Below are 25,187 nucleotides of genomic sequence, written 5' to 3' on the forward strand. Positions count from 1 at the left end.
ACCGCGACATTGGGGGCTACTCCCCTTCGCGCCGACCAATTTACCGGGCAACCACTCTGTGGGCCATCGGAAGTGTGCAGGGTCACACGTCACTCGACGTGGCTCCAGGCGCGGCTGAGCCGGACCCGGGATCCGGTCTGCAACAACGAACCCGAGTAGAGCCTGGTCGCCATGGCGACGCTGGCGAACAACGTGACCAGCAGAATGGTCAGCGCCAGGAACGGCTCCCAGGCCTGGGCCTCCCCGCCGAACGTCCGCACCGGCATCGCCACCGGTGCGCTGAACGGCACGTACGAGAGGATGGTCATCACCAGCTCGTTGTCGTTGAACATGATGACCCCGAAATACGGGATCATGACCAGAGTCATCACCAATGCGGTACTGGAGCCGAGGTCTTCCTGCCGGCTCACGAGGGCGCCGGCCACCGCCCACATCGAGGCCAGCAGGACGAAACCCAGGATGAAGAACGGAACGAACCATCCGAGCGCATCGGCGAGCCAGGACAGTACGGCGTCCTGATCGCCGGCACGCAACGCGATCGGCGTCAGCAGCGCGAGGACGGCGACCTGAGCGAACACGAGTAGCGAGTACCCGATGATCTTCCCGGCGAGCAGGGCGCGCACCGGGACCGTCGCCACCAGGATCTCGACGATGCGAGTCTGCTTCTCGGTCACCACGCTCTGTGCGATCGCCATCCCGAACCCGACCGAGAACATGAAGAAGACCATCGCGAAGGCGAAGGCGGAGAAGAAGCGGACGCCCGCGTCGACCTCAGAAGGCTCGAGCAGGTCGACGGGTGGTGACACGCTCAGCGCGGAGACGACGTCGTCCGGGGACTCCTCGTGACCGATCACGCGGACACCGACCGGCGACTGTCCGGTCGTGTCCGGCACCACGGCGGCGTCGACCTCGCCGGTACGCACGAGCTCCTCGGCCGCATCCGCATCGTCCGCCGGACGGACCTCGAAATCGGTCGTGGCCAGCAGCTGTTCGGACTGCGGTCCCACCGCCGCGACGGTCGGTGTTCCGCCGCCGAAAATGTTCGGGAGGATGGCGGCCGCGAAGATCCCGACCACGAACAGCCCGAAGTTGAGCCAGAATCCCTTCGTGCGCGTGTGCGCGGTGATCTCCCGCTCAGCGACCAGGCGCGTGGCCGACCAGAACGACGTGCCCACGGGCTCGGCGGCGGTCCGTTGCGTGGTGTCGGTGGCCATCACACGACCTCCTTGAAGATCTCGGAGAGAGAGGGAACGACGGGCCCATAACTGCGGACCGGGCCACGTTGCAGGGCCGCCTGCAGAACGGCCTGGTCCCGGTCACCGGCGCCTCCGGCCGGCGCCGCGCCGTACGCATCTCCCGGCGGTGACTCCTCATCCAGGTCGAACACCGCCCGGGGACCGTCCAGCTCGACCAGCCGGACCCCGGGCACATCCCGCACCCACCCGGCGTCGTCGTCGACGACCAGCTGGAACCGGGACGGCCCGAACTGACGGCGCAACTCGTCCCGGGAACCGCTCGCCGCCACCGCACCGGCCGCGATGATCACCAGGTCATCGCAGAGCCGCTCGACCACGTCCAGCTGATGGCTGGAGAACAGCACCGGCACCCCGCGCGACGCACGGTCCCGCAGGACACTCAAGACGATCTCGATGGCGAGCGGATCCAGCCCGGAGAACGGCTCGTCCAGGATCAGCAGGCCCGGGTCGTGTACCAGTGCCGCGGCGATCTGGACCCGCTGCTGGTTGCCCAGCGACAGCTGCTCGACGGGGTCGTCCGCACGTTCGGCCAAGCCGAGCTGTTCGAGCAGCGCGGCCGCGTTCCGCTCCGCTGCCGCTCGCTCCATTCCGTGCAGCCGACCCAGGTAGGCCACCTGCTCGGCCGCCTTCATCTTCGGATAGAGACCGCGTTCCTCGGGCATGTAGCCGAACCGCTGCCGAACGGTCTGGGTGACCTCGCGGTTCTCCCACAGCACCGTCCCGCTGTCCGCGGCGAGGACGCCGAGGATGATCCGCATCGTCGTGGTCTTGCCGGAGCCGTTGGCGCCGACGAATCCGGTCATCCGGCCGGGCGCCACGTCGAACGAGACATCGTCGACAGCGCGAAGCTCACCGAAGCTCCGACTCACCGATCTGACCTGCAACATTCCTGGCCTCCGCTGGGTACACGCCATCGGGGCGCCGACACCCGCGCCGGCACCGTGGAACTCACCGTCCACCACGGTAGGCCGCAGACCAGCGGTTGAGCGTCCTTCGCGGGTACCGTCATGTCGTCATCCTGGGGTCCACCGGCCAGCCACACCCGCGGCGACCACGGCGGGGGTTCAGTGCGTATCGCTCCCCGGTGCCACCACGCCGTGCTCGTACGCGTACACCACCGCCTGGGTCCGGTCGCGCAGGCCCAGCTTCATCAGCACCCGAGAAACATGCGTCTTCACCGTGGTCTCCCCCAGGAACAGCCGTTCGGCGATCTCCTGGTTCGTCGCACCCTTTGCCACCTGCACGAAGACCTCGAACTCCCGATCGGTGAGTTCCGGCGGCCGATGCGGCGCGACAACCGGCGACGGTTGGCTGAACCGCGCGATGACCCGGCGGGTGACCTCCGGCGAGAGCAGGGCGTCGCCGCGGGCGGCGACCCGGACGGAATCCACCAGATCGTCGGGCGAGGCGTTCTTCAGCAGGAATCCGCTGGCCCCGGCACGCAACGCCTCGAACAGGTAGTCCTCCCGATCGAACGTCGTGAGGATCACCACCTGGGTCGGCACGCTCGAGCCCGCCAGGATCTGCCTGGTCGCCTCCAGACCGTCCATGCCCGGCATCTGCACATCCATCAGGACCACGTCGGGCTGCATCGCCGCCACCAGCGTGACGGCGTGATCGCCGTCGCTGGCCTCACCCACGACGTCGATGTCCTCCTCGGCGCCGAGAATGACCCTGAACCCCGCCCGCACCAGATCCTGGTCGTCCGCGAGGAGGACCCGAATCGGAGCACCGTCGGGCCGGCCGACACGCTGGGGCCGGCTATCCCCGAGTGCCGGCGGCTCGTCGCCTCGTATGGTCATCGCTCGTTCGCCGTGGCCGCCACGGTCGTCCTCGCCTCCACGGCGCCGGTGGCGGCGCCGGCGCCGCCACCGCCTCCCGCGAGCGGCAGTCTCGCGCGGACCAAGAACCCTCCGCCGGAGCGGGGTTGTGCTTCCAGCTCTCCACCGTGCACGGCCACCCGCTCCCGCATACCGACCAGACCGAGGCCGCTCGGGGTCCGCTCGCCGGCAGACAGGAGATGTCCGCGTCCGTCGTCGCTCACTTCTACCTCGAGCAGGTTCCGCAGATGGCGCACTCGAATGTCCACGCTGGTCGCGGCGGCATGTTTCACCGTGTTGGTCAGCGCCTCCTGGACCACACGGTAGGCGGTGAGTTCAACGGCCGCCGACATCGGGTGCGGTTCTCCGAAAACACGGTAGTCCACCTGAAGGCCGGTGCTACGGGCCTTGTCGACCAGCCCCGACAGCTGCGCCAGCCCCGGGGACGGCCCGCCCCGGTCCCTCTCCGCGTCCGCAGCCGCGTCGCCCTCGCGGCCGTCGCGATCCTCGCGCCCGTCGTCGCGGAGCACGCCGAGCAGACCTCGCAGTTCGGTGATCGCCGTCCGGGCCGTCTCTTCGACGGCCTCCAGCGACGTGCTGGCCAGTTCGCGGTCGGAGTCGAAGACCCGACGCGCGGCGGCCGCCTGTACACCCATCACGGAGACGTGATGGGCTACGACATCGTGCAGGTCGCGCGCGATCCGGACCCGTTCCTCCACCACGGCCCGGCGCGCGTTGGCCTCCTGCGAGCGGCGCAGTTCGTCACCCTGAATCTCCAGCTTGTACCGCCGTCGAGCCGACTCCCACGCGGCATTGCCGAAGAAATACGCGGAGAAGAAGAACAGCAGGTTGAAACTGATGTGGTAGAGCGCGGCCGCCCAGAGCGGGTCGAACGGACCTTGCGCGGCGGGAAACTCCGGTGTCGCCTGCGTCAGGTCGCGGGCCATGGCGATGCCCAGCCATGTGAACATCGCCCCGATGACGCCGATCCGGACCCACCTGGCCCGTACCCGGTCACGGCCCCACGCGCCGAGGGTGTAGATCGCCGCGAACAGCGCGATCGACGGGATGAGGTTGTCGCCGTTCTGCCGTACCTGCGCCGCGATGAACAACGCCGGCAGCACGAGCACCACCGTGCACGGGAAACGGCGGCGGAAGACGAGCGGCGCAGTCAAGGCGACACCCCACGCGATCTGTTCGGCCAGGCTGGGTGCAGATGGGAAGACGAACGCACCCATGCTGTTGATCAGCATCGACATCACCACCGCACCCGCCACGATGGCTGCGGCGAGCACAGCGTCCCTGCGATATCCGGCCCGTCCTGGCCCGGGCCGTTCCCATCGGTCCCAGTCCATGGTCGGGTGATCGTCTCGTCCTACGGCACCCATGAGGGAAAACGTAACCGATCCACAGGACAACGGCAGCCGGCCCGATCACCCGCGCTCAACGTCGGTGAGAGAAACGCGGTGAGGGAAATGCACTGTGGCCGTGATCGCGACCACAATGTCGTTCACTTCAACGACGGAACCCGCTCGTCGCGGGGCGGCGGGCCCGGCGGCGTACCCTCGCCGAAAGGCCGCCCGCCCAGTTCCGCACGGTGGTGCGGCGTCAGCCATCCGCTCGGATCCGGTCCCTTGGGCACGATCTGGGTGGGGTTGATGCCGGTGTGCACCACGTAATAGTGCTCCTTGATCTGGGCGAAGTCGATCGTGTCGCCGAACCCCGGGGTCTGGAACAGGTCACGGGTGTAGGCCCACAGCGCCGGCATCTCGGTCAGCTTGTTCCGGTTGCACTTGAAGTGGCCGTGATAGACCGCGTCAAAACGGACCAGCGTGGTGAACAGCCGCACGTCCGCCTCGGTGATCGTGTCACCGACCAGGTACCTGCGGCGGGTCAGCCGATCCTCGAGCCAGTCCAGCCGGGCGAAAAGCCGGTCGTACGCCTGCTCGTAGGCACCCTGTGAACTGGCGAATCCGCATCGGTAGACACCGTTGTTGACGTCGGTGAAGACCAGCTCCGACACCTCGTCGATCTCCTCGCGCAGAGACTCCGGATACAGGTCCGGCGCGCCGTCCCGGTGGTACCGGACCCACTCGGTGCTCAGGTCGATCGTCATGGTCGGGAAATCGTTGGTCACGACCTGCCCGCTGGGCACGTCGACGATCGCCGGAACGGTGATACCGAGCGGATAGTCCGGATCGCGGGCGAGGTAGGCGTCGCGCAGCCGCGGGATCCGCAGCACCGGATCGACGCCTGAGGGGTCGAGGTCGAAGGTCCAGCTGCGTTCATCGTGCACCGGGCCGCAGATGCCCATGGACAGCACCGGCTCCAGACCGAGCAAACGGCGCACGATGGCGGCGCGGTTGGCCCAAGGGCACGCCCGGGCGATGATCAGCCGGTATCGGTCCGCCTCCACCGGATAGCCGTCTCGTCCGTCAGCGGTGATCCGGGTGGGGATGTACCGCATGTCCCGGGCGAACTCGCCGCTTGCCTTCGTATCCGCCTGTGCCGAACCCATATGGACCGATGGTAGACCTGAAGACGACGAGCGTGCCTACTCGCCGGCCGGGCCGGCGCCTCCGTGTCCCTGTGGCTGCTCATCCTGGTCTTGGTGATCCTGCGGACCATACCCATGATCGTGCGGTTCACGGGGTTCGATCGGCTGGTGCATGTCGTGCGTCCGGGAATCATCGGCCGGATTCTGGTCGACCCGATACTGCAGTGCGGGTGCGCTGTAACCGTTCGCCTGACGCTGCCCGGAATCCCGCCGGTCCGCCGGCTCGTGGCCCGCTCCGGTGGCCATCAGGCCACGCTGCGCATCGCGAAGGGCCCTCATGATGCCCTCCTGGCAGCGTTCGAAATGGGCGAGCCGGTCGGTCAGGACGTCCATGTCGGCTCGCAGGTGCGCGTTGGCCAGGCGCAGTTCGGCGATCTGCACCGCCTGGATCCGCGCTCGCTCCGTCTGCTCGGACGCTGCCGCAGGGGTCGGTGGCCGCCCGCCGGTGGCCCGGTCCGCGTGCTCGCGTGCCTGATCCTCGCGTTCCTGAAGAATCCGGTCGACCTCGACCGCGTCCGGTGGGACCGGAAGCCGCGACAGCCGGCTACGCTGTGCGGCCCCGAGCAGGTGCGAGACCTCCCGGCCGGTGGTGCGGTCGATGCGGGAGACGCTCAGCACCGGGTGGCGATTCTCGTCGTGGTAGCGATCGAGGTTGACCCCGGGGAGGTAGGTCCGCACCGCTCCCGCTCCGATGGCGTGCCGTTCCCCCACCATCTCGTTGAACTCCTGCTCCACCTGCTTGTCCAGCAGGAACATGACGCCCAGACCGATGATGTCGGACATCGCGTCATCCGCCCATTCCTGGAATTCCGCGGTCCGCCGGCTGTCCTGGCTGGCCACGAAGACCGGGCCGCGGCGGGCTTCGTCGGACAGATAGTCCATCAAGTCCGGCACGTGGTCGCGGCTCGCCCACATCGGAACGGACGTCATCGGGGTTTGACCGTCGTAGCATGCGACCTCGGTGAGCACCGGCGGCACGAACGGCGGTACCGGCGCGAACAGGGTCCGCGCGGACCACGCCGCTCGTTCCGGCCCAGGAAGCTCGGCTTCGATCCAGAGCCAGCCGGGACCGCTCGCCTGTTCGGCGGCCGTCACGCTGAGCCGGGTGACCGCCCCAGGCCGGTCCACCCCTGGTCGGTTCCACCGCCACCGATAGACGCCGTTGCCACGATGCGTCTCATGCTGGACGATGATCTCGTTCTCATCGTCCAGCCTGTGGTAACCCGGCTGGTCAGTCGGGAGGTGAATGTCGATGGACTCGATCCAGGCGCCGATGTGCTTCGTGATCGGCTTGACTACGCTTTCGCGGCCGTCTACAACGAGAAACGATCGGTATCCCACCGCCATGGCTCGGCTCCCTTGAAGCTTTTACGTGCCGATTTGATCGTTTCATGGTACGGCTGTCAGGCCACAGGTCAATAGGTTTGCCGTTTTGTAACCGAGAAATCGCGACAATTGGCCGACAACGGGCCACCGCGCTAGACAGCGGCTCGAGGCGGTCTGCACATCGCCATATCCCGGTCGTGCGCGTACCCGCTCGGACAGATCATTCGGCGTGTGAACGCTAACGCACGTTGCGGTGCTGGGCGGCCGCATCGACGTCGCGCTGGTCATCCCGCCTCCGTCCGCGTTCCTCCGGCTCTATGCCGTTGCGGCACCGGAGGCCGGACCATCCGAATGCCGCACAGCTGACCGCAGTGCGGCACCGCCGGGGTATGGCCAAGACATTCTGTTCGCCCGCCGAAACCCGAGCGAGACACCTCGCCCATGCGATACGTTGCCGATGTGGAGGTCGTCGGATTGGCCATCGCCCTCGTCGCCCTGGTGATCGCGCTGGTGGCGCTACAACGGTCACGGCACGGCAAACGGCGTGATGAACGTGGCCCGGCACAGCGGCTCACACCCGACCGAAAGCCGGCGCCCGCCGAGGGTGTGCACTTCGAGCTACGCCCAGCAGGCGAGAGTCTGTACCGGCTGAAGAACGTCGGCACCGAGACCGCCTACGACGTCAAGCTCCGCGCACACCGGCTCGGCAAGAACGCCTCCTACGACGAGTTCGACGCCGGCGACGTGGATGATATCGAGCTCACCCCGAAGGCCGAGGCGGAGCGGAACGTCGTCGAGATCACCTGGCATGAGAGACGCGACCACACCGACCGGATCCACCACAAGCTACTCCGCGTGCCGCAATGACCGGACACGACGTCGATGAATACGACTTCGGTGGGTCATTGCGCCTACTACTCGTATTCATCGGCGCCGCGGTCAGCGACAGTCGGCGCGTAACGACGGTCAGCGCTCAGCGATCGTGGTCGTGTCCGTGGCCGTCGCGTGCCAGGCGGGAGAGGGCCGGCGGCAACGGGGCGACATGCAGCACGCCGAGCCGCCGGGTGGGACGCGTCAGCGCGACATAGAGGTCGGCATATCCCTGCGTCGAGGCGGCCAGCAGTTCGTCCGGGGTGACGACGACGGTCGCGTCGAACTCCAGCCCCTTGGCCTGTTCCGGGGTGATCACCGCAACCGGAGCGTCCAGCATGTCGAAGTCGCCGGCCGCCCGCGCCTCCGGCACCTCGGCTCGCACGGCGGCGAGGCAGCTGTCCAGCCGCGCTCGCGGAACGATGAAGGCCAGCGTGCCCTCGCCGATCGCGTCGCGTTCCCGCTTCACCACCGCGGGGAGCACATCCGGGAGATCATCCTCGCTGACCCGCTGCGCCCACGGCACATCGCCGTCCGGGCGGACCGACCGTGGCGCCACCGCATCCGAACCTCCGGCGGCCAAGACATCGCCGGCCACCGTCATGATCGGCTGCGGGGTCCGGTAGTTCACCGTGAGCCGGGCGCGCCGCCAGCTGCCGGGCGCGAGCCGGTCGAGGGCGTCCGCCCAGGAGTTCACCCCGTCCGGGGCGCCGGTCTGCGCGACGTCCCCGACGACGGTCATGGAGAGCGTGGGGCAGCGACGCGTGAGGATGCGCCACGCCATCGGCGACAGCTCCTGCGCCTCATCGACGATGACGTGTCCGTACTTCCACTCCCGGTTCCGACGGGCGCGCTCGGCGATCGACGCACGCCGGCCGGTGTCGTGATAGCGGGACAGCACGAGCGAGGCATCGACCGGCATCGCGACCTCCTCGTCGATCGCCATATCCATGGCCACGTCGTAGGCGTCGGTGATCATCTGACGCTCCTGCTCGGTCTGCTCGCTGCGTTCCGTCTCCGCGCGCGCCCGCGCATCCGCGGCTCGCGCCAGCACGACGTCCAGCTCACCCACCAGGGCCGCTGCCTCATCCAGCAACGGCACGTCGGCCACCGTCCACGCCGCCGGATCCGCACGGTGCAGGCAGTCCCGCTCGGCCTGAGTGAGCTGCGGGGCCACATCGGCGCGGAACCGCTCGTCCGTGTACAGCTCGGAGAGCAACCCTTCGGGCGTCAGTTCCGGCCAGAGGATGTCCAGGGCCTCGCGCACACCCGGCGACGACTTCAACTCCTGCCGCACGGCCGGCCGGTCGACCAGATCGACGAGCTCGCGATCGTCCTCGTCCTCGATCTCTTCCGGAATGTCCACACCGTCCAGCACCGCCTCGATCTTGCCCAGCGCCTGCTCGGTCAGCTCGTCCAGCACGTCGGCGACGACGTACTTGCGCATGCGGTTGTGCGGCTGCCGGGTGCGTTGGGCGCGCTCCCGGGCGTTGTCCCGGATCCGCCGACAGGTCGCATCGTCGAGGAAGTAGACGTCCCGGTCGGTGGTGACCCGCAGCCCGCCGATCGGCGCGCGTTCATTGCTCGCCACCGCTTGCGCCAGCACGTCGGCCATCCGCAGATCGCCCTTGACGATCGCCGTCGCCGGAGCGTCGACCCGCTCGGTCTCCACCCCCGGGTAGAGCCCGCCGACGGAGCTGAGCACGACGTCGGTCTCGCCCAGGCCGGGCAGCACCTGATCGATGTAGCGCAGGAATGTGGCGTTCGGGCCGACGACGAGCACACCGTTCGCCGCGAGCCGGCGCCGATACGTGTACAGCAGGTACGCCGCACGGTGCAGCGCCACCACGGTCTTGCCGGTTCCCGGCCCGCCCTCCACCACCAGGATGCCGTCGGGATCGGACCGGATCACCCGGTCCTGCTCCGCCTGAATGGTGGCGACGATGTCCCCCATCCGGCCGGTACGGGCGGACTCCAGCGACGAGAGCAGCGCCGCCTCGCCGGTCAGGTGGCGGCGTTCGTCGTCGTCCAGGTTGTCGAGGGCCAGCACGTCGTCGTCGATGCGGACCACATCGCGGCCCCTGAGGTGGATGTGCCGCCGACGCCGGACACCCAGCCGCTCGGCGGACGTCGCCCGGTAGAACGGTGTCGCCGCGGGCGCGCGCCAATCGATCAGAAGCGGGTCGTAATCCTCGCTGTATATTCCGGCGCGCCCAATGTAGAGCGGTTCGTCCTCGCTGTCGATATCCAACCGGCCGATGACAAGACCGTGCTCGGCGGAGGCAAGCCGGGCGGCGCGCTCGGCGTAGTGGTTCACCGATGCGTCACGCTCGAACCGCCCTTGGTGTGTACTGCTCTGAGCAGGCTTGATGGCCCGGCTGAACTGCTCATCCACGCCTCCTCGGAGATCGTCGAAGCGCTCGTACAGGCGAGTGACATATTCTTGCTCGGCCGCTATCTCCGATTCCACGGCGTCGTTTGACGTGGCCTTTTTGGATATCGTATAATCGGCACGCAAGAGCGATATGTCCTTTCCAGAATTCCTGGCTACAAACAGTTCCCGAAGATAGCAAGAATTCGAGGACGGAAACAAGCCCGGCAATCGCCGGGCTTTTCTTCATTCGGCGGCATTTTGGATCAGCTGCCGCGACCCGTCCCGCGCCTGCACCGCCGCCACGACCTGATCGTCCGACAGCCGCGCGCGGCCGACGTAGTACACCACGGCGCCGGAGGGCAACCGCGTCTGCCAGGACGGACTGATCAGCAGCTGGCCGTCGATCCGCACCGCCAGCACAGTGACGTCGTACCGTTGCCCGAGACCGGCCTGGCATGCACCGTACGTCACCGCGTCCAGCGTCTCGGGCAACCGCATCGAGTACGTGTTCCCGCCGCCGTAGGTCATCAGCTCGGCGTAGACCTGAGTGATGCCGGGGTCCTGCAACTCCTCGGTGGCCATCCGCGGCACATGCCACTGCACGCACCGGATCGATTCGCTCACGTAGGTGAAGTGGTTCGCACGGCTGATGTCACGCAAGGTGACCACCACATGCGCCCGGGGGTTCACATGGTGCACGGACACCACCATCGCCAGAGCCTCGTTGTCGTCCCGGGCATCGACGAGAACGCTGTGCGCACGCTGCACACCGGCGCGCTGCAGAACGTCCGGATCGCTGAGGTCACCGCGGACGAACTCGATATCCCGGTCGGGCAGCGGGTGTTGATCGACCTCGTCCCACGCGCACAACACGACTCGGCGGCCGCCTTCGCTCGGCAGACCGTGCAGAATCCGCTCGGTGCGTCCGGGCACGTAGCCCAGCACCACGACGTGATCGGACCTGTCCACGGTGAGGGCACCTTGCATACGACGTCCTTTCGCCTTCTCGACAACCCCGACGAGCTGAGTGATGAGCGTGGTGAGCGCGGTGATGGAGCCGATGATCACGTACACGCCGACGATATGGCCGCCGGCTGTCTCCGGGTAGAAATCCCCGTATCCCACCGTCGAACCCGTGACGATGAACCACCACCAGTAGTTCTGCGGTTCGACGATGGCGCTCCCCGCCGGCTCCACCCAGGCCATCAACGGCCAGCTGGTCAGGAAAACGGAGACCATGACGGCGACCGCCGGCACACCGGTGCGCCATTTGACCAGGCGGCGCTTGAGACGGGTCAGAATGATCAGCACGTCGGTCCCCTCGACAGCCACGTTCACTCACCGGCACGCGGCTGCTCACCGGCAAACCGCGCATGTGTAAGGTATCGCCCGGGAGTGACGTACAGCCGCACCGGGCGGACGCCCTGGGGGGATTCGAGGTCGTGGAGATAGTCGTCGTCATCATCGCCATCGCCGTGATCGCGGTGGCGGTCGCCGTCATCGTCCGATCACGGCAGTCGCAGCGCACGCCCGCTGCCGCCCCGCCGCCCCGCGACCCCTTCGCCCCCGAGGACAGCACCTTCGGAGACCCACGGACAATCCGAGTCGGCGACATGGTGGAGTACCTCGGGCAGCGCCTGTTCGTCCGCGGTTCGCTGCGCCTGCGCGAAGGCGGCTACCAGTGGAGCGAACACTTTCTGGATGACATCGAGGGCACCCGTCGCTGGCTCTCGGTCGAGGAGGATCCCGATCTCGAGGTCGTGCTCTGGACCGAGCTGAAGGGTACGGACCTGCAGCCCAGTGAGAAGACGCTGACCCATGACGGTGTCGAGTACCGCCGCGAGGAGCACGGCACCGCGCAGTTCGCGTCCGAGGGAACCACCGGACTGGGCACCTCCGGACGCGTGGAGTACGTCGATTTCGCCGGACCGAAGGGCAGCTACCTCGCCTTCGAACGGTTCGACGGCGGCGAGTGGGAGGTCGGACTGGGCGAGCTCGTGCCGTCCGGAACGCTGACCGTCTACCCGGGCAGCGACGCGGCGCAGAGCTGAACTCGATCCTGTGCTTGCCACGCTGGACGTGCCGTACGTCGACACGACCGCCACCGACCTGGTGTGGGCGCTGGATCATCCACCGACATCCGCCCTTGCCGCCACGGTGCTCCCGTTGGACACCGCCGACGGCTCCCTCGAACTGCGCATCCTCGGTGCGTCCCACCAAGCGCTGCTGCACACGCCGCGCGGCTCACTCGTGGAGACGGTCGCCTGCCTGCCTGGCCGCCGAGCTGAGCTACCCGGCGCCGCGGAGCGCCGGATCGGCGGGCTACGGTATCGCTTCCGGGCCCGCGTCGAGCATCCGGCCGCGGACGCTCTGCGCTCCCGGGTTCGCGAACTTCGACGGCGAGCGGAGCTGGACGGCGGCGACGGCCGGACGGTGCTCGCCGAGTTCCCGGCCCACCCGGACGCGGTCACCGTGCTGAGCATGCCGGAGACCGCGTCGCCGGGCGCCTGCTGGGAGACCTGGCACGTGTACCCGAACAGCCGACAGATCGTGATGACCAGCACGGAGGTGCGCTGATGAGACGACGCGGAGGTCGTGCCGCGGTCGCCGGGGTGACTCTCCTGGCGACTGTCCTGACGCTGACCGCTTGCGGCAGCAGCGAGGAGAAGGTACGGGAGCACCTGGCGGAGAATTACGAGCTCGTCAATGAGAGCGGCACCTACGCGCAGTACCGCACGGATCAGGAGCCGTCGCGCGTCGCCTCCGCGATCCGCGCCGCAGCCGACCCCGGCCGGGACCATGCCGACCTCGATGACCACTATCTCGGCTACGAAGACGTGATGGTGCACGTGGAAGGGGAGCCGGCCGGCGGCTCCCAGATCGAGGTCACCGACGCCAAAGACGGCTATGACCGGTGGGGGCCCGTCATCGTACCGATCTGGGGCACATACAACGGCAGCTACCGCAGCGGCTTCTCCGGCGGAGGCTCCGGAAGCGGCGGCAAGTGAACGAGACCCCCTGACTTCAGACTTCACGAGAGGATTTCAGATGTTGACGGCCCTGGGAATCGACGACGGCGACCTGACCGCGGGCGGCCTGATGGAAGAGATCGGCGTCGTGCTGTCGTACTGCGGCGTAGGGCTGGTGATGATGCTGCTGGGCTTCATCCTGGTCGACCTGCTGACGCCCGGAAGGCTCCGCGATCTGATCTGGACCGAGCGCAACCACAACGCTTCCGTCCTGGTGACCACCGGGTTCGTCGCCCAGGGGATCATCGTGATCGCCGCCATCTGGGCCAGCAGCGACGATTTCGGCGAGGGACTGATCACCACCATCGCGTACAGCATCATCGGCCTGCTGGTCAGCACGGTCGTGTTCCTCGTGGTGGACCTGATGACGCCGAGCAGCATGCGCCGGGACATGGTGCACGCCGAGCCGCACCCGGCCAGCTGGGTGGTCGGCACGTTGCGTATCGTCGTCTCCGGCATCATCGCGCTGGCGATCATCTAGCCGTGTGCACGTGCACGAGTCCGGCTGAACGAACCCGGGAGACACCCCGCTGAGCATCGGGCCGACGACGACCGACCGCGACCCGCCGCAGGCGGACGCCGGACCGAGCCGTCCCTCCGGGCCGCGATCGCGCCCCGCCCGGGTGGTGATCCTCGGCGCGGCGCTGATCTGCGCCGCGTGCGGGCTGGTCTACGAACTCGCGCTGATCGCGCTCGGCAGCTACCTGATCGGCGACACCGTCGTGCAGGCGTCGATCGTGGTCTCGGTCATGGTCTTCGCCATGGGGATGGGCTCGCTGCTCGCCAAGCCCCTGCAGCGGTACCCGGCGGTCTCGTTCGCCGCGGTCGAGTCGTTACTCGCCCTGGTCGGCGGCATCTCGGTACTTGTGCTCTACCACGCCTTCGCGGTCACCGAGGCCTACACGCCGATGATGGTCACCCTGGCCCTGATCATCGGCGCGCTGATCGGCGCGGAGATACCGCTGCTGATGACGTTGCTGCAGCGGATCCGCGCGCAGGACGCCGGCAGCGCGGTAGCCGACATGTTCGCGGCGGACTATCTCGGCGCACTGGCCGGTGGCCTGGCGTTCCCGTTCATTCTGCTTCCGGCTCTCGGCTTGGTGGAGGGGACGATCGCGACCGCCGGGCTGAACCTTGTGGCCGGGACGGTCGTGGTGCTGTGGCTGTTCAGGCGATCGTTGACCAAGCGGGCCTGGGCACTGATCGGCACGCTCGTGGCGGCCGTCGCGGTAGTGCTGCTCACGGTGCTGTGGCAGGCTGAGGAGATCGAGCTCGACGCCCGGCAGCGGCTCTTCCGGGACCCCATCACGCACGCCGAGCGGTCCGAATACCAGGAGATCGTGCTCACCGAGCGACACCGGATCTCCGGGGTCGACGACTTCCGGATGTTCCTCAACGGCGATCTGCAGTTCGCGTCCCCGGACGAGTACCGCTACCACGAATCGCTCGTGCACCCGGCGATGTCGGGGCCTCGCGAGCGGGTGCTGATCCTGGGCGGCGGCGACGGCCTTGCGCTGCGCGAGGTGTTGCGCTACCCGGATGTCGACGAGGTGACCTTGGTGGAGCTCGATCCGGCGGTACTGACGCTGGCCCGTGACCACGACAGTCTGCGCGAGCTGAACGACGACGCTCTCGCCGACCCGCGCGTGCAGGCCCTGGCCGACGACGCGTTCAGCTGGGCGCGGGCTCAGGTCGACGCCGCGGCCGAACCGTACGACGTCGTGATCGTGGACATGCCCGATCCCGATGCCACGGCAACCTCGAAGGTGTACTCGCTGGAGTTCTACGGGATGCTCCACGACCTGGTCGCGTCCGATGGCCGGATGGTGGTGCAGTCCGGTTCGCCGTTCTTCGCGCCCACGTCGTTCGCCTGCATCCGGGAGACCATCGTCGCCGCGGGGTTCGGTGTCGCGCCGTATATGGCGTCCGTGCCGAGCTTCGGGGACTGGGGTTTCACCCTGGCACGGCCGTCCGGCGCCGTACCGGAGTTGAGTGTGCCGGACGACGCACCTGACCTGCGTTATCTGTCTCCGGACGTGCTTGAGGCCGCCTCCGTCATACCGCCGGACAAGGTGGTGACCGACGTCGAGATCTCGACGTTGCTCGACCCGGTGATCCTGGACTACGCCCGCAGCGAGTGGCAGACCTCGTAGCGCTGAGATCCACCACCGCCGTGTCCGGCGTCCGCCGGGACCACCGGGTGCCGATAGGCGCTACCGGGCCCGCAGACGCGCGGTGAAGGTACGGCCGTACGCCTGGTGGGTACGGACGTTCAGCCGGATACCTCCGTGAGCCGGCCGCAGCTCCACACCGTCGTCGGCAGAGACCAGCGTCATCGGTCTGCCACGCACCACGACGGAGATGTCGGCGCGGTTCATGGTCGGATCGGACACCGCCACCGTGGTCTCGTCGCCGTCCTGTCGCACCAGCACCGATGCCGGGCCGTGCACCGCCACGTGGCCGGCGGCCTGCCAGCCGTCGCCGAAGACGTTGGCCGCGATGAGGCCGAGACCGGTGTGCTTGATCGCCTGCACCCGCGGGTTGTTGGCCAGCACGCTGAGACCTCCGTCCGGGTACGCCCGCAATTGAGCCTCGTCGGCATCGGGCACCAGCGCGTATGCGAGCGTCGCCGGTCCGTCACCGGCCGGGTGGAACACGGACACGCCGAAGACGTTCTTGGTCACCTGAGTGTCGGGATTGGACGCCCGGACGACGCGGCGACTACGCGTCACCTGTTCGAGGTCGACGTTCACGCGTGCGGCGTCGAGCATGACGTAACCCACCGCGACACCCTCGGTGCTGTTCGCATAGCGCAGCCAGGCCACGTCCGCCGTGCCGGTGCCGGACCACTCCCTGCCGTCACGCGATGCGCCGACCACGGAGAGCTCGTCGGAGACATCGGCGATGCGGCTGTCAAGCGTGGTCACCGCGTCGCGGCCGCCCTGCCCGTCGATGCCGGCGGCGAGCACCACCACCTCGTCGTCGAGCATGAACCACGACTTCGTCGACCGGGCGTTCTGGTAGGCGACGAAGTCCTCGGGCAGGACACCGGCCTGTTTGTCGACGTACGGCACGTCGTCGGATTGGACCATGCCGGTGGCACCGTAGGCGCCCAGAACGGCGCCACCCGAATGCCGGTTGGTACCGCGCGGGAAATAGACGTACGTGTTCTGCGATTCCGAGGACGAGGTGAACCCGAGCGGATGCTCTGGATTCTCGTACCAGAATCCGCCGTACAGCTCGGGGACGGTCAGCCGCTCCTCGACCGGCGCCGTCACACCGGGAAGCCGATACGGCGACACCACGGTATAGAAGTCGACCCCGAACGCCTTCGTCTGATCCTGGCCGGACAGGTACAGATAATGCGCGCCGTCGGCCTGGAACCACGGCATGAGGTTCTCGCCGTTCATGTACTCATACTTGCTGATCCGGTCGGAGCTCCGGGCCAGCGCGAACGCGAAGCCCGGCCGGAGGTGAACGGTCTTGTCCATGGCGTTGAAGGCGACGCTGCGTTCGGGCGGGTTCACGTCGGCGGCCGGGATCGAGTCGTCGGCGAGGACGTCGGCGTATTTCGCGATGGTGACTGGGGAGACGAACCCGTCCGGGTTCAGCGTGGCCCGAGACGTGGACCGGATGAACTTGACGTATCCCTGGAGCGCCCGCGCGTCGTCGCCATCGAGGTAATCCGCAAGGTCGACGATCGCTTCCACGATGATGCCGACGTCGGTGTAGCCGGTGGTGGTGCGCGACACCGCTCGGCCCTTGACGATCTCCATCATCCAGCCTTCGAAGATCAGCGGCGCGAACCCGTTCACCACCCATCCGCGCACCACGTCGACGAGGTCTCCTCCGCTGGCGTAGGACGTCCCGTCCAGCATCTTGACCGACTGCACCACCCTGGTGAGCAGCGCCTTCCCGTACGAACCGGTGTAAGCCACCGAATGGTGCTGGATGAAGGAGCCGTCCTGGTAGTAGCCGTCTGTCACGCCGTGCCGGAGGTTGTACGGATCGATGGTGGCGAACACCGTCGACTGGTCGCTGATCGCCTTGCCGATGCGAGCGTCGTCGCCGAGCAGGGCACCCTGGATCACCCGGTTGGCGGTGATGTCGGCGAGGTTGGCGCCGGTGTGGAAACGGGAGTCAAGGTCGACGTCGCCGTTCTCGCCCTCGCGCAGGTAGGCGTCCATGGACGCGACGTAGGTCGGGATCAGATCGGGTCGGTAGTCGCGCACCACGTCGGCGAGCAGGGCAAGGGTCTTGCTGACGTGGGTGGAGATGCCGATCTCCCAGTTGTACCAGTTGCCGTAGTAGCCCTGGCTCTGATCGCCGTAGTAGTTCTCGTGCAGCCACACCAGCCCGTCGGCGACGCGGCGCTGCACGTCGACGTCCCCGGCCAGTTCGGAGTCCGCGCCTTCGGTGGCCGTGGCCAGTGCGATCTCGTACAGGTACTGGTAGGAGTTTCGGAGCGCCACGTCGCTGGCGCCCAGCGGCTGCCCGGCGAAGAGCTCACCGTCGCCCGCGTCGTCCATGGCGCTCAGACGACTGCGCGCGGTCCGTGCCACGGCGGCGAGCTTGCCGGCCACCTCGGGCCGGACGTTCGATCCGGCGTCACCGGCGAAGATCTCGATGGTGTTGCGCAAGAGCCGGGAATGGTCGGTAGCGGCATCGGCTGCTGCCGCGCCGGGGCGGGCAACCGCTTCCCAACGGCCGGCGCCGACGAGCAGGCTTGCGGCGGGGATGAGGGACAGGGCTTGACGACGGGAGATCTGCGGCACCACGGCCTCCCCAGGAGGGACGGAGGTATAGACCAATGTGGGTGATTCAAGCAACCACCGGGGCCCCTGACAAGACCCGATGCCATACACGCAGGTTGACGGCGATGTCCCCCGATCCCTTCCCCGTCCCTCGTGCGACCCCCGCTTGAGCGATGGAGCGGACGACGGACCGAGCGTGCGTCGTCACCGCGTATAGGGGATCAGTTCGGCGACGGCGGCGGTCCCGGCGACGCCGGCGTGGGCCGTCAACCGCAGGTATCTGGCCCGGACCCCGTCCAGGAGCACGTCCTTCGGCAGCGAATCGCGGTCCCACCGTCCCGAGGCGATCGGCTCGTATGTCTCCCCGTCGGCGCTGACGGCGTAGGTGTACCGCGTGACGATGCCGTCGTAGGTGTCGATCGGCGGCTGGTAACGCACGGCCACCAGCGTCCGCTCGCCACCCATGTCGACGGTGAGATGGTGCGGGAACGGCTCCGGCGGGGCCGGCGCGACGCGTGAATGCCAGGATGTGCGTGCCTCGCCGTCCACCGCGAGCGCGGCGGCGCGGCCGGGTTCACTACTGGACGCCGCCGCGGACATCTCGGCAGCCGGCACCACACGGCCGTCGGGCGGTGCCGGGACAGCCGGCCACTCGGTGATCGGCTGCTCGTCCACCGCCGGGCGGGCCGGTGCGTATCCGGGCAGGTCGCCTGGGAAACGCAGCCTGGAGACGACGGCACCGTGGTCGGAGTAGAACGGGTACAGCTCGTCGAGATCGCTCCCGTGGTGCTCGGGGATCCGTCGGGACCGCGTCGACGAGGCCAGCACCTCGACGTCGCCCCGGGCCAGCAGGTAATCGAGGCGCATCGGCGCATACATGAAGGAATGCCCGGCCGTCCACGTCCGTCCCGGGTACGTCGCGACGTCGGGATGGGCGACCCGGAAGGTGTCGATGAATCCCGCTTCGGCGAACATCCTGGACACAGGCCAATCCAGCACCACGCCCTCATGTCTGGGTGCGTCCGCGTACTCCGGACTCCAGTCCAGGTGCGTCTGCGTGTTGAGGTCCCCACCGACCAGCACCGGCGCGCCGTCGGCGGCGAATCTCGGCAGCCGATCGTCGAGGATCACCTTGGCCATCTCCAGCCGCCGGGTCTCGTCGCTGGCGACGAGACCCGCCGCCGACCGGGACCGCTCCAGGCCCAGCGCGGACTCCATCACCGCCTGGTTCACCGGTCCCCAGGCATCGTCGAGGTGCGATATCCACGCGGTGAACGCATGCACATGACCACCCCCAGGCAGACCGAGCCGGGCACCGCCGAAGTGGAACGACGTCACCGGCGCCTCGCTGACCACCGGATACACCTCCTCGACCGGCAACCAGGTGAACAGCCACAGGTTGTCCCGGTTCGGCAGCTGGCCGGGTTCGCGGGTGATCGGGACACCGCGGAAGACCCGGCCGTCCTCCTGGTGCCGATTGAGCGCTGCCTCGATCCGCTCTCCGAGCCCGTAGGTCTCCACCATGAGCAGCAGATCCGGGCGCTCGACGGCGAGGAAGTCCAGCAGCTCCCGCTTGTTCTGCTCCTCGAAGCCGTGCGGATGGACGGTGTTGAACGCGCTGCCGTCCCAGAACTTGTCGAGGTTGCCGCCGTGCCAGATATTGAAGACCATCACGTCGAGCACGGTCCCGTCAGGCATGAAGCCTCCATCGTCTCAAGGGTGATCCGATCCCGCGGTCGCGGATGATCGCAGCATGCACAATACTGATCGATATGATCCGCCACGAACGTCTGACCGCGATGCTCCAGCTGCTGGCCGAACGAGGCTCGCTCAGTGTCGACGAAGCCGTGGAAGAGCTCGACGTCTCCCACGCGACGGTCCGGCGCGACTTCGATCACCTGGCCAAACAGCAGCTGCTGGCCCGCACCCGCGGCGGGGCGGTGACCGCGAACGTCTCCTATGATCTGCCGTTGCGTTACAAGGCCAGCCAGCATGCCTCGGAGAAGGAGCGCATCGCGCAGAAGGTGGTCGAACAGCTGCGGCCAGGCTCGGTGGTCGGTCTGAACGGCGGCACCACACTCACCCAGGTGGCACGGGCGATCGCGCTGGATGAGCGGTTCCATCTGGACGGCCCCGCCGAGGGCGTCACGGTGGTCACCAACGCCCTGAACATCGCCAGTGAGCTGGTGGTCCGGCCGCACATCAAGGTGGTCGTGGTCGGCGGGGTGGCCCGTCATCGCTCGTACGAGCTGGTGGGCTCGCTGGCCAGCCGCGTGCTCGACGTCATCTCGATCGATACGGCGGTCATCGGCGTCAACGCCATCGACCCGGACCGCGGCGCCATGGTGTTCGACGAGGGCGAAGCGGGCATCAACGCCCAGCTGGCCGAGCGGGCCGAGCGGGTGATCGTCCCCGCCGACAGCAGCAAGATCAACCAGCGCGCGTTCACGACGGTGCTGCCGGTCACCGACATCGACCTGCTCGTCACCGACAGCGGCGCGGATGCGGCCGCCGTCACCCAGTTCATCAACGCGGGTGTCGAGGTCATCCAGGCATAACCGGCGTAGTCGGTGCGCATGCCCGCGGGCTGCGCGCGTGTCGCACTCGCTACCTCCGCGACGAGCACGAACGTGCGCCGCCGCCGCACCGACCTGTGACCTCACCGGGCCCCGCTGCGGTTCATCCAGGTTTAACGTACCGGTCGTCCGTCGACCACTCACTGATCACCACATGCGCGGTTTTGCGTGAAATTATCACTAAACGATTGACAACTCGCATGATCATCAGCACGATGACGACAACGTCGTCCGGTGCACCCACACAGCTCTCCCATGGATCAGGCAAGGAGCATGACCATGACGACCCCGCAGCTCTCCCGCCGCCGCCTCGGCGCCACGGCTCTGGCCTCGGCAATCGCGCTGCTGGCCGCCGCGTGCAGCCCCGGCTCATCCGACAGTTCCGGCCTTCCGGACGACGAACCAGACAACGCCATCGCCGAAGGCCAGAACGAGGCACCCGAACTCGCCGAGATGGTCGAGGCCGGTGAGCTTCCCCCGCTCGAGGAGCGGCTGCCCGAAGAACCGCTGGTCGTCGACGTGGTCGACGAGATCGGCGTCTACGGCGGCACCTGGCGGCGCGCCGAGTCGGAAGTCACCGAGCTCGAAGTCACGGAACGCCGGCACATCGGTTATGAGCGGCTGTTCAACTGGACACCCGAGTGGGAGGGCGGCAGCGAGACCACGCCCAACATCGCCACCTCCGTGGACGTCAATGACGACGGTACCGAGTTCACTTTCCACCTCCGGGAGGGCATCCGTTGGTCCGACGGCGAGCTCTTCACCGCCGACGACATCGTCTTCGCCGTGGAGGACTACTACTTCAACGACCAGCTGACCGGTGCGACAGACGTCGCGGCACCGACTCACCTGGTCAGTGGCGGCCCGCCGGAGGTCGAGGCGGTGGACGACTACACCGTGACGTTCACCTTCAGCCAGCCGCACGGTCTCTTCCTCCAAGGCATCGCCGAGTGGGCCACTCAGCGGTTGACCTCGCTTCCCCGCCACTATCTGGAACAGTTCCACCCGGACTACAACGACGACAACCTCGATGAACTGGTCGCCGAGTCGGGCATGGGCAACTGGGTCGACCTGTTCGTCGACCGCTCGGATCCGATGCGCAATCCGGACCTCCCCGTGATCTACGCATGGCAGGTCACTCAACCGTTCGGGGAGAACACCCAGGTGATCTTCGAGCGCAACCCCTACTACTGGAAGGTCGATCCGGAGGGCAACCAGCTGCCGTACATCGACCGTCACGTCGTCGATCTGGTCGAAGACGCCGAGCTGATCAAGCTCCAAGCCATGAACGGCGAACTGGACTTCCAGCGCGGCGTCGGAGGTCCCGCCGACCGGGCGCTGATCATGGACAACGCCGAGCAGGGTGGCTACCGGACGATCACCACCGAGCCGGACCATATGAACACCATGGCCATCCACCTCAACCAGACCACACCGGACGAGACGAAGCGGGAGATCTTCCGGAACAAGGACTTCCGCATCGGGCTCTCGCACGCCATCAACCGTGAGGAGATCATCGAACTGGTCTACTTCGGCCAAGGTGAGCCCTACCAGATGTCCCCGTCGACGGAGCTGTTCTACGACGAGGAGCTGGCCAAGCAGTACACCGAGTACGACGTCGACCTCGCCAACCAGTACCTCGACGACGCCGGCTACGAGACGGACGATCAGGGACGACGGATCGGCCCGGACGGCGAACCCATCTCGATCACCATCGACTACGCCAGCGACGTCAACGACGACTGGTCGGACGCCCTGGAGCTGATCGAGGGCTACTGGGAAGAGGTCGGCGTCCAGGTCGAGCTGAACGGCATGAGCCGCTCGCTGCACACCGAGGTGGTCCGGCAGAACGGCGAACACGAGGCGACCGTGTGGACCGGAAGCGGCGGCCTGGTCCCGTTCATGCAGACCCACTGGTACTTCCCGTCCACGTCCGCCGCCGACTTCGCCTCGGCCTGGGGCGATTGGTATATGGACCCGGACAGCCCGAATGCGGAGGAGCCGGCGGAAGGTCCGCGTCGCCAGATGGAGCTCTACGACCAGATCAAGGCGACGGTCGACCAGGATGAGCAGATCGAGCTGATGCGCGAGCTGCTGGAGATCTTGAAGGAGGAGTTCTACTCGATCGGCATCAGCACGCCACCGCAGGGCATCGGCGTGGTGACCGACCGGATGCACAACGTGCCGGATCAGATGTACAACTCCACGTCCTGGCCGACGCCGGGCCCGACCAACACGATCCAGTACTTCATCCGAGAGTGACCAGCCCCGCGGCCGGAGATTCCGCCGGTGCCGTCCCGTCGCGACCGTCGCACGGGCCGGTGCCGGCGGCCGGCCGCCGCACGCCACCTCATCATCCACTGTCCCCGAGCTGAGAGACGTGTAGATGCTCACATACATCGCTCGCAGGGTGCTGATGATGATCCCGACGCTGTTCCTGATCTCGCTGGCGTCGTTCTTCATCATCCAGCTGCCACCGGGCGACTTCCTCAGCACGTATGCCGCCGGTATGAGCGCCCAGAACGCCGAGGTCGCGCAAGAGACGCTGGAGGCGTTGGAACAGCGTTACGGCCTCGATCAGCCCTTCTACGTCCAGTACTGGTACTGGATCTCGAACATCGTCTGCTGCGGCGACTTCGGGCAGTCCTTCGAGTGGAACCGGCCAGTGTCCAGCCTGATCTGGGACCGGCTCACCCTCACCATGCTGCTGGCCATCGTCTCGACGTTGTTCACCTGGTTCGTCGCGTTCCTGATCGGAACCTACACGGCGGTGCGGCAGTACTCGGTCGGCGACTACTTCTGGACGTTCGTGGGGTTCATCGGTCTGGCGACACCGAACTTCCTGCTCGCGCTGGTGCTGATGTGGATCTCGTTCCGGTACTTCGGGCAGAGCGTCGGCGGGCTGTTCTCGCCGGAGTATGAGAGCGCGCCGTGGAGCATCGGTAAGGCCGTCGACCTCTTCCAGCACATGTGGATCCCAGTGGTGGTGATCGCAACCGCCGGAGCGGCGAGCACGATCCGGGTCATGCGGGCCAACCTCCTGGACGAGTTGCATCGTCCATACACGACGACGGCGCGGGCCAAGGGGATGCAGGAGTGGCGGCTGATCGCGAAGTATCCGGTGCGGCTGGCGCTGAACCCGTTCATCAGCACCGTCGGCTGGACTCTGCCGACGCTGGTCTCGGGCGAGATCATCGTCTCCGTGGTGCTCAACCTGCCCACCACGGGGCCGCTGCTGCTCCGGTCGCTGGAGAGCCAGGACATGTACCTGGCCGGCAGCTTCATCCTCATGCTGGGAGTTCTCACGCTGATCGGGACGCTACTCTCCGACATCCTGCTGGCGTGGTTGGATCCGCGGATCCAGTACGAGAAGGCGGGAAGCCGATGACGCACGTCGATTCGCCCCCGTTGACCGGCCCGGAGCCGGAACAGCCGGCCACCGGCGGGACCGCTGCGACCGGTGCAACCGGTGCGGAGCCTGCCGTGGACAACACCGGATCGGGCGGTCGGAAGAAGGGCCCCTCGGTCTACACGGCCTCCCAGTGGCGGCTCATGTGGTGGCGGTTCCGCAAGCACAAGCTCGCGATGGCCGGCGCGATCTTCCTGATCGTGATCTACCTCATGGTGATCTTCGCCGAATTCCTCGCGCCGTTCCACCCGTCCGACCACAACGGCGCGTACCAACATGCGCCGCCCCAACGCATCCACCTGTTCGAGGAGACCGACGACGGCACCCGATTCAACCCGCACGTCAAGGGCTACGCCTACGAAGAGGACGAGGAGACCTGGCGGCGCACCTACGTCACCGACGAGGAGCAGATCCATCCGGTCGGCTTCTTCGTGCGCGGGCACGAGTACACGCTGTTCGGACTGTTCACCACCGACATCCACCTGTTCGGGCCGAAGGACCCGGACGCCCCGATGTATCTGGTGGGCGCGGACCGGATGGGTCGTGACATCCTGAGCCGGGTCATCTACGGCACCCGGATCTCGATGTCGGTCGGTCTTGTCGGGGTCACATTGGCGCTCGTGCTCGGCGTCGTACTCGGCGGCGTCTCAGGGTATTTCGGCGGCTGGATCGACTCCGCGGTGCAGCGCACGATCGAGTTCGTCCGATCGGTGCCGGAGATCCCGTTGTGGATGGCGCTGACCGCCGCGCTCCCGCGATCGTGGTCGCAGATACAGGTGTACTTCGGGATCACGGTCATCCTCTCGATCATCGGCTGGACGACTCTCGCGCGCGTGGTGCGCGGCCGGTTCTTCTCGTTGCGCGAAGAGGACTTCGTGACCGCGGCGGTGCTTGACGGCGTCAGCAAACGCCGCGTCATCTTCCGGCACATGATGCCGTCGTTCACCAGCCACATCATCGCGGCCGTCACGTTGGCGATCCCCGCCATGATCCTGGCCGAGACGGCGCTCAGCTTCCTCGGGCTGGGGCTGCAGGAGCCTACGGTCAGCTGGGGCGTGTTGCTCCGGGAGGCCCAGAACATCCCCTCCATCGCGCACACCCCGTGGGTCCTGGTCGTGCCCGGCCTCGCGGTGATCACCACCGTGCTCGCGCTGAACTTCGTGGGCGACGGCCTGCGCGACGCCGCAGACCCCTACAACCGATGATGGAGGCGCAC

General features: G+C 67.4%; 20 protein-coding genes. 10 read left to right on the plus strand and 10 right to left on the minus strand.

What is annotated here, in order from left to right; all coding sequences use genetic code 11:
- Positions 1-89: 89 nt before the first annotated feature.
- The 6 genes from G1H10_RS09315 to G1H10_RS09340 form a co-directional block, all read right to left on the minus strand.
- A complete protein-coding gene (locus tag G1H10_RS09315) occupies positions 90-1,214 on the minus strand; it encodes an ABC transporter permease (protein ID WP_163735945.1) in 1,125 nt (374 codons plus the stop codon).
- Positions 1,214-2,143 carry an ABC transporter ATP-binding protein gene (locus G1H10_RS09320; protein WP_163735948.1) on the minus strand — a complete coding sequence of 310 codons (930 nt, stop codon included), beginning with the start codon at positions 2,141-2,143 and terminating at the stop codon, positions 1,214-1,216. Before G1H10_RS09320 ends, G1H10_RS09315 begins: the two co-directional genes overlap by 1 nt.
- Positions 2,144-2,320: 177 nt before the next feature.
- Positions 2,321-3,058 carry a response regulator gene (locus tag G1H10_RS09325; RefSeq protein ID WP_163735950.1) on the minus strand — a complete coding sequence of 246 codons (738 nt, stop codon included), beginning with the start codon at positions 3,056-3,058 and terminating at the stop codon, positions 2,321-2,323.
- Complete coding sequence (locus G1H10_RS09330; protein ID WP_163735953.1) at positions 3,055-4,464, minus strand: sensor histidine kinase; 1,410 nt, start codon at positions 4,462-4,464, stop codon at positions 3,055-3,057. Before G1H10_RS09330 ends, G1H10_RS09325 begins: the two co-directional genes overlap by 4 nt.
- Positions 4,465-4,586: 122 nt before the next feature.
- Positions 4,587-5,594: a glutathione S-transferase family protein gene (locus G1H10_RS09335; RefSeq protein ID WP_163735956.1), complete on the minus strand. Its 1,008-nt coding sequence runs from the start codon at positions 5,592-5,594 to the stop codon at positions 4,587-4,589.
- 36 nt (positions 5,595-5,630) lie between these two features.
- On the minus strand, positions 5,631-6,980 hold the full coding sequence (locus G1H10_RS09340; RefSeq protein ID WP_163735959.1) for a hypothetical protein: 1,350 nt from the start codon (positions 6,978-6,980) through the stop codon (positions 5,631-5,633).
- A gap of 420 nt (positions 6,981-7,400) precedes the next feature.
- Between G1H10_RS09340 and G1H10_RS09345 the strand changes: the two genes are divergently transcribed.
- Positions 7,401-7,826, plus strand: a complete 426-nt coding sequence (locus G1H10_RS09345; RefSeq protein WP_163735962.1) for a hypothetical protein — start codon at positions 7,401-7,403, stop codon at positions 7,824-7,826.
- Positions 7,827-7,932: 106 nt separating this feature from the next.
- On the opposite strand, the gene G1H10_RS09350 is transcribed toward G1H10_RS09345, so the two are convergent.
- Positions 7,933-10,299: a HelD family protein gene (locus tag G1H10_RS09350; RefSeq protein ID WP_512700309.1), complete on the minus strand. Its 2,367-nt coding sequence runs from the start codon at positions 10,297-10,299 to the stop codon at positions 7,933-7,935.
- A gap of 147 nt (positions 10,300-10,446) precedes the next feature.
- Positions 10,447-11,535: an NAD-binding protein gene (locus tag G1H10_RS09355; protein WP_216853068.1), complete on the minus strand. Its 1,089-nt coding sequence runs from the start codon at positions 11,533-11,535 to the stop codon at positions 10,447-10,449.
- A gap of 110 nt (positions 11,536-11,645) precedes the next feature.
- Here G1H10_RS09355 and G1H10_RS09360 point away from each other — a divergent pair, with 110 nt between their 5' ends.
- Genes G1H10_RS09360 through G1H10_RS09380 form a run of 5 tightly spaced genes read left to right on the plus strand, consistent with a single transcriptional unit; the run spans position 11,646 to position 15,385 of the window.
- Entirely contained in the window at positions 11,646-12,254 is a 609-nt protein-coding gene (locus G1H10_RS09360; RefSeq protein ID WP_216853069.1) for a DUF4178 domain-containing protein, read from the plus strand.
- Positions 12,255-12,264: 10 nt separating this feature from the next.
- A complete protein-coding gene (locus tag G1H10_RS09365; protein WP_163735967.1) occupies positions 12,265-12,780 on the plus strand; it encodes a DUF2617 family protein in 516 nt (171 codons plus the stop codon).
- Positions 12,780-13,211, plus strand: a complete 432-nt coding sequence (locus tag G1H10_RS09370; RefSeq protein WP_163735970.1) for a DUF4247 domain-containing protein — start codon at positions 12,780-12,782, stop codon at positions 13,209-13,211. The genes G1H10_RS09365 and G1H10_RS09370 overlap by 1 nt, the downstream gene beginning before the upstream one ends.
- A 40-nt stretch (positions 13,212-13,251) precedes the next feature.
- Positions 13,252-13,713 carry a DUF350 domain-containing protein gene (locus G1H10_RS09375; protein ID WP_216853070.1) on the plus strand — a complete coding sequence of 154 codons (462 nt, stop codon included), beginning with the start codon at positions 13,252-13,254 and terminating at the stop codon, positions 13,711-13,713.
- Positions 13,714-13,768: 55 nt separating this feature from the next.
- Positions 13,769-15,385, plus strand: coding sequence for a polyamine aminopropyltransferase (locus tag G1H10_RS09380; RefSeq protein ID WP_163736293.1), 1,617 nt, complete (start codon positions 13,769-13,771; stop codon positions 15,383-15,385).
- A 60-nt stretch (positions 15,386-15,445) separates the two neighbouring features.
- Here G1H10_RS09380 and G1H10_RS09385 read toward each other — a convergent pair whose 3' ends face one another.
- Both G1H10_RS09385 and G1H10_RS09390 read right to left on the minus strand, forming a co-directional pair.
- Entirely contained in the window at positions 15,446-18,007 is a 2,562-nt protein-coding gene (locus G1H10_RS09385; RefSeq protein WP_163735972.1) for a polysaccharide lyase family 8 super-sandwich domain-containing protein, read from the minus strand.
- A gap of 183 nt (positions 18,008-18,190) precedes the next feature.
- Positions 18,191-19,684, minus strand: coding sequence for a discoidin domain-containing protein (locus tag G1H10_RS09390; RefSeq protein ID WP_163735976.1), 1,494 nt, complete (start codon positions 19,682-19,684; stop codon positions 18,191-18,193).
- Between the two features lie 74 nt (positions 19,685-19,758).
- Between G1H10_RS09390 and G1H10_RS09395 the strand changes: the two genes are divergently transcribed.
- The 4 genes from G1H10_RS09395 to G1H10_RS09410 all read left to right on the plus strand — a co-directional run bounded on the left by G1H10_RS09395 (position 19,759) and on the right by G1H10_RS09410 (position 25,176).
- Positions 19,759-20,544: a DeoR/GlpR family DNA-binding transcription regulator gene (locus G1H10_RS09395; RefSeq protein ID WP_174264230.1), complete on the plus strand. Its 786-nt coding sequence runs from the start codon at positions 19,759-19,761 to the stop codon at positions 20,542-20,544.
- Between the two features lie 297 nt (positions 20,545-20,841).
- Positions 20,842-22,824 (plus strand): ABC transporter substrate-binding protein, encoded by a 1,983-nt coding sequence (locus tag G1H10_RS09400; protein WP_163735980.1) that lies wholly within the window; start codon positions 20,842-20,844, stop codon positions 22,822-22,824.
- Positions 22,825-22,948: 124 nt separating this feature from the next.
- Positions 22,949-23,950 (plus strand): ABC transporter permease, encoded by a 1,002-nt coding sequence (locus G1H10_RS09405; protein WP_163735982.1) that lies wholly within the window; start codon positions 22,949-22,951, stop codon positions 23,948-23,950.
- Positions 23,947-25,176: an ABC transporter permease gene (locus tag G1H10_RS09410; RefSeq protein WP_163735986.1), complete on the plus strand. Its 1,230-nt coding sequence runs from the start codon at positions 23,947-23,949 to the stop codon at positions 25,174-25,176. Before G1H10_RS09405 ends, G1H10_RS09410 begins: the two co-directional genes overlap by 4 nt.
- Positions 25,177-25,187 lie beyond the last annotated feature (11 nt).

The organism is Phytoactinopolyspora halotolerans (genome assembly GCF_010550675.1).
Taxonomy (GTDB): domain Bacteria; phylum Actinomycetota; class Actinomycetes; order Jiangellales; family Jiangellaceae; genus Phytoactinopolyspora; species Phytoactinopolyspora halotolerans.

What these genes read in the sequence shown, in the direction of transcription:
- G1H10_RS09375 (WP_216853070.1), top strand. Translation starts at nt 13,252, where the DNA reads ATGTTGACGGCCCTGGGAATCGACGACGGCGACCTGACCGCGGGCGGC.
- G1H10_RS09405 (WP_163735982.1), top strand. Translation starts at nt 22,949, where the DNA reads ATGCTCACATACATCGCTCGCAGGGTGCTGATGATGATCCCGACGCTG.
- G1H10_RS09320 (WP_163735948.1), bottom strand. Translation starts at nt 2,143, where the DNA reads ATGTTGCAGGTCAGATCGGTGAGTCGGAGCTTCGGTGAGCTTCGCGCT.
- G1H10_RS09330 (WP_163735953.1), bottom strand. Translation starts at nt 4,464, where the DNA reads ATGGGTGCCGTAGGACGAGACGATCACCCGACCATGGACTGGGACCGA.
- G1H10_RS09345 (WP_163735962.1), top strand. Translation starts at nt 7,401, where the DNA reads ATGCGATACGTTGCCGATGTGGAGGTCGTCGGATTGGCCATCGCCCTC.
- G1H10_RS09325 (WP_163735950.1), bottom strand. Translation starts at nt 3,058, where the DNA reads ATGACCATACGAGGCGACGAGCCGCCGGCACTCGGGGATAGCCGGCCC.
- G1H10_RS09395 (WP_174264230.1), top strand. Translation starts at nt 19,759, where the DNA reads ATGATCCGCCACGAACGTCTGACCGCGATGCTCCAGCTGCTGGCCGAA.
- G1H10_RS09340 (WP_163735959.1), bottom strand. Translation starts at nt 6,980, where the DNA reads ATGGCGGTGGGATACCGATCGTTTCTCGTTGTAGACGGCCGCGAAAGC.
- G1H10_RS09390 (WP_163735976.1), bottom strand. Translation starts at nt 19,684, where the DNA reads ATGCCTGACGGGACCGTGCTCGACGTGATGGTCTTCAATATCTGGCAC.
- G1H10_RS09370 (WP_163735970.1), top strand. Translation starts at nt 12,780, where the DNA reads ATGAGACGACGCGGAGGTCGTGCCGCGGTCGCCGGGGTGACTCTCCTG.
- G1H10_RS09400 (WP_163735980.1), top strand. Translation starts at nt 20,842, where the DNA reads ATGACGACCCCGCAGCTCTCCCGCCGCCGCCTCGGCGCCACGGCTCTG.
- G1H10_RS09315 (WP_163735945.1), bottom strand. Translation starts at nt 1,214, where the DNA reads ATGGCCACCGACACCACGCAACGGACCGCCGCCGAGCCCGTGGGCACG.
- G1H10_RS09335 (WP_163735956.1), bottom strand. Translation starts at nt 5,594, where the DNA reads ATGGGTTCGGCACAGGCGGATACGAAGGCAAGCGGCGAGTTCGCCCGG.
- G1H10_RS09410 (WP_163735986.1), top strand. Translation starts at nt 23,947, where the DNA reads ATGACGCACGTCGATTCGCCCCCGTTGACCGGCCCGGAGCCGGAACAG.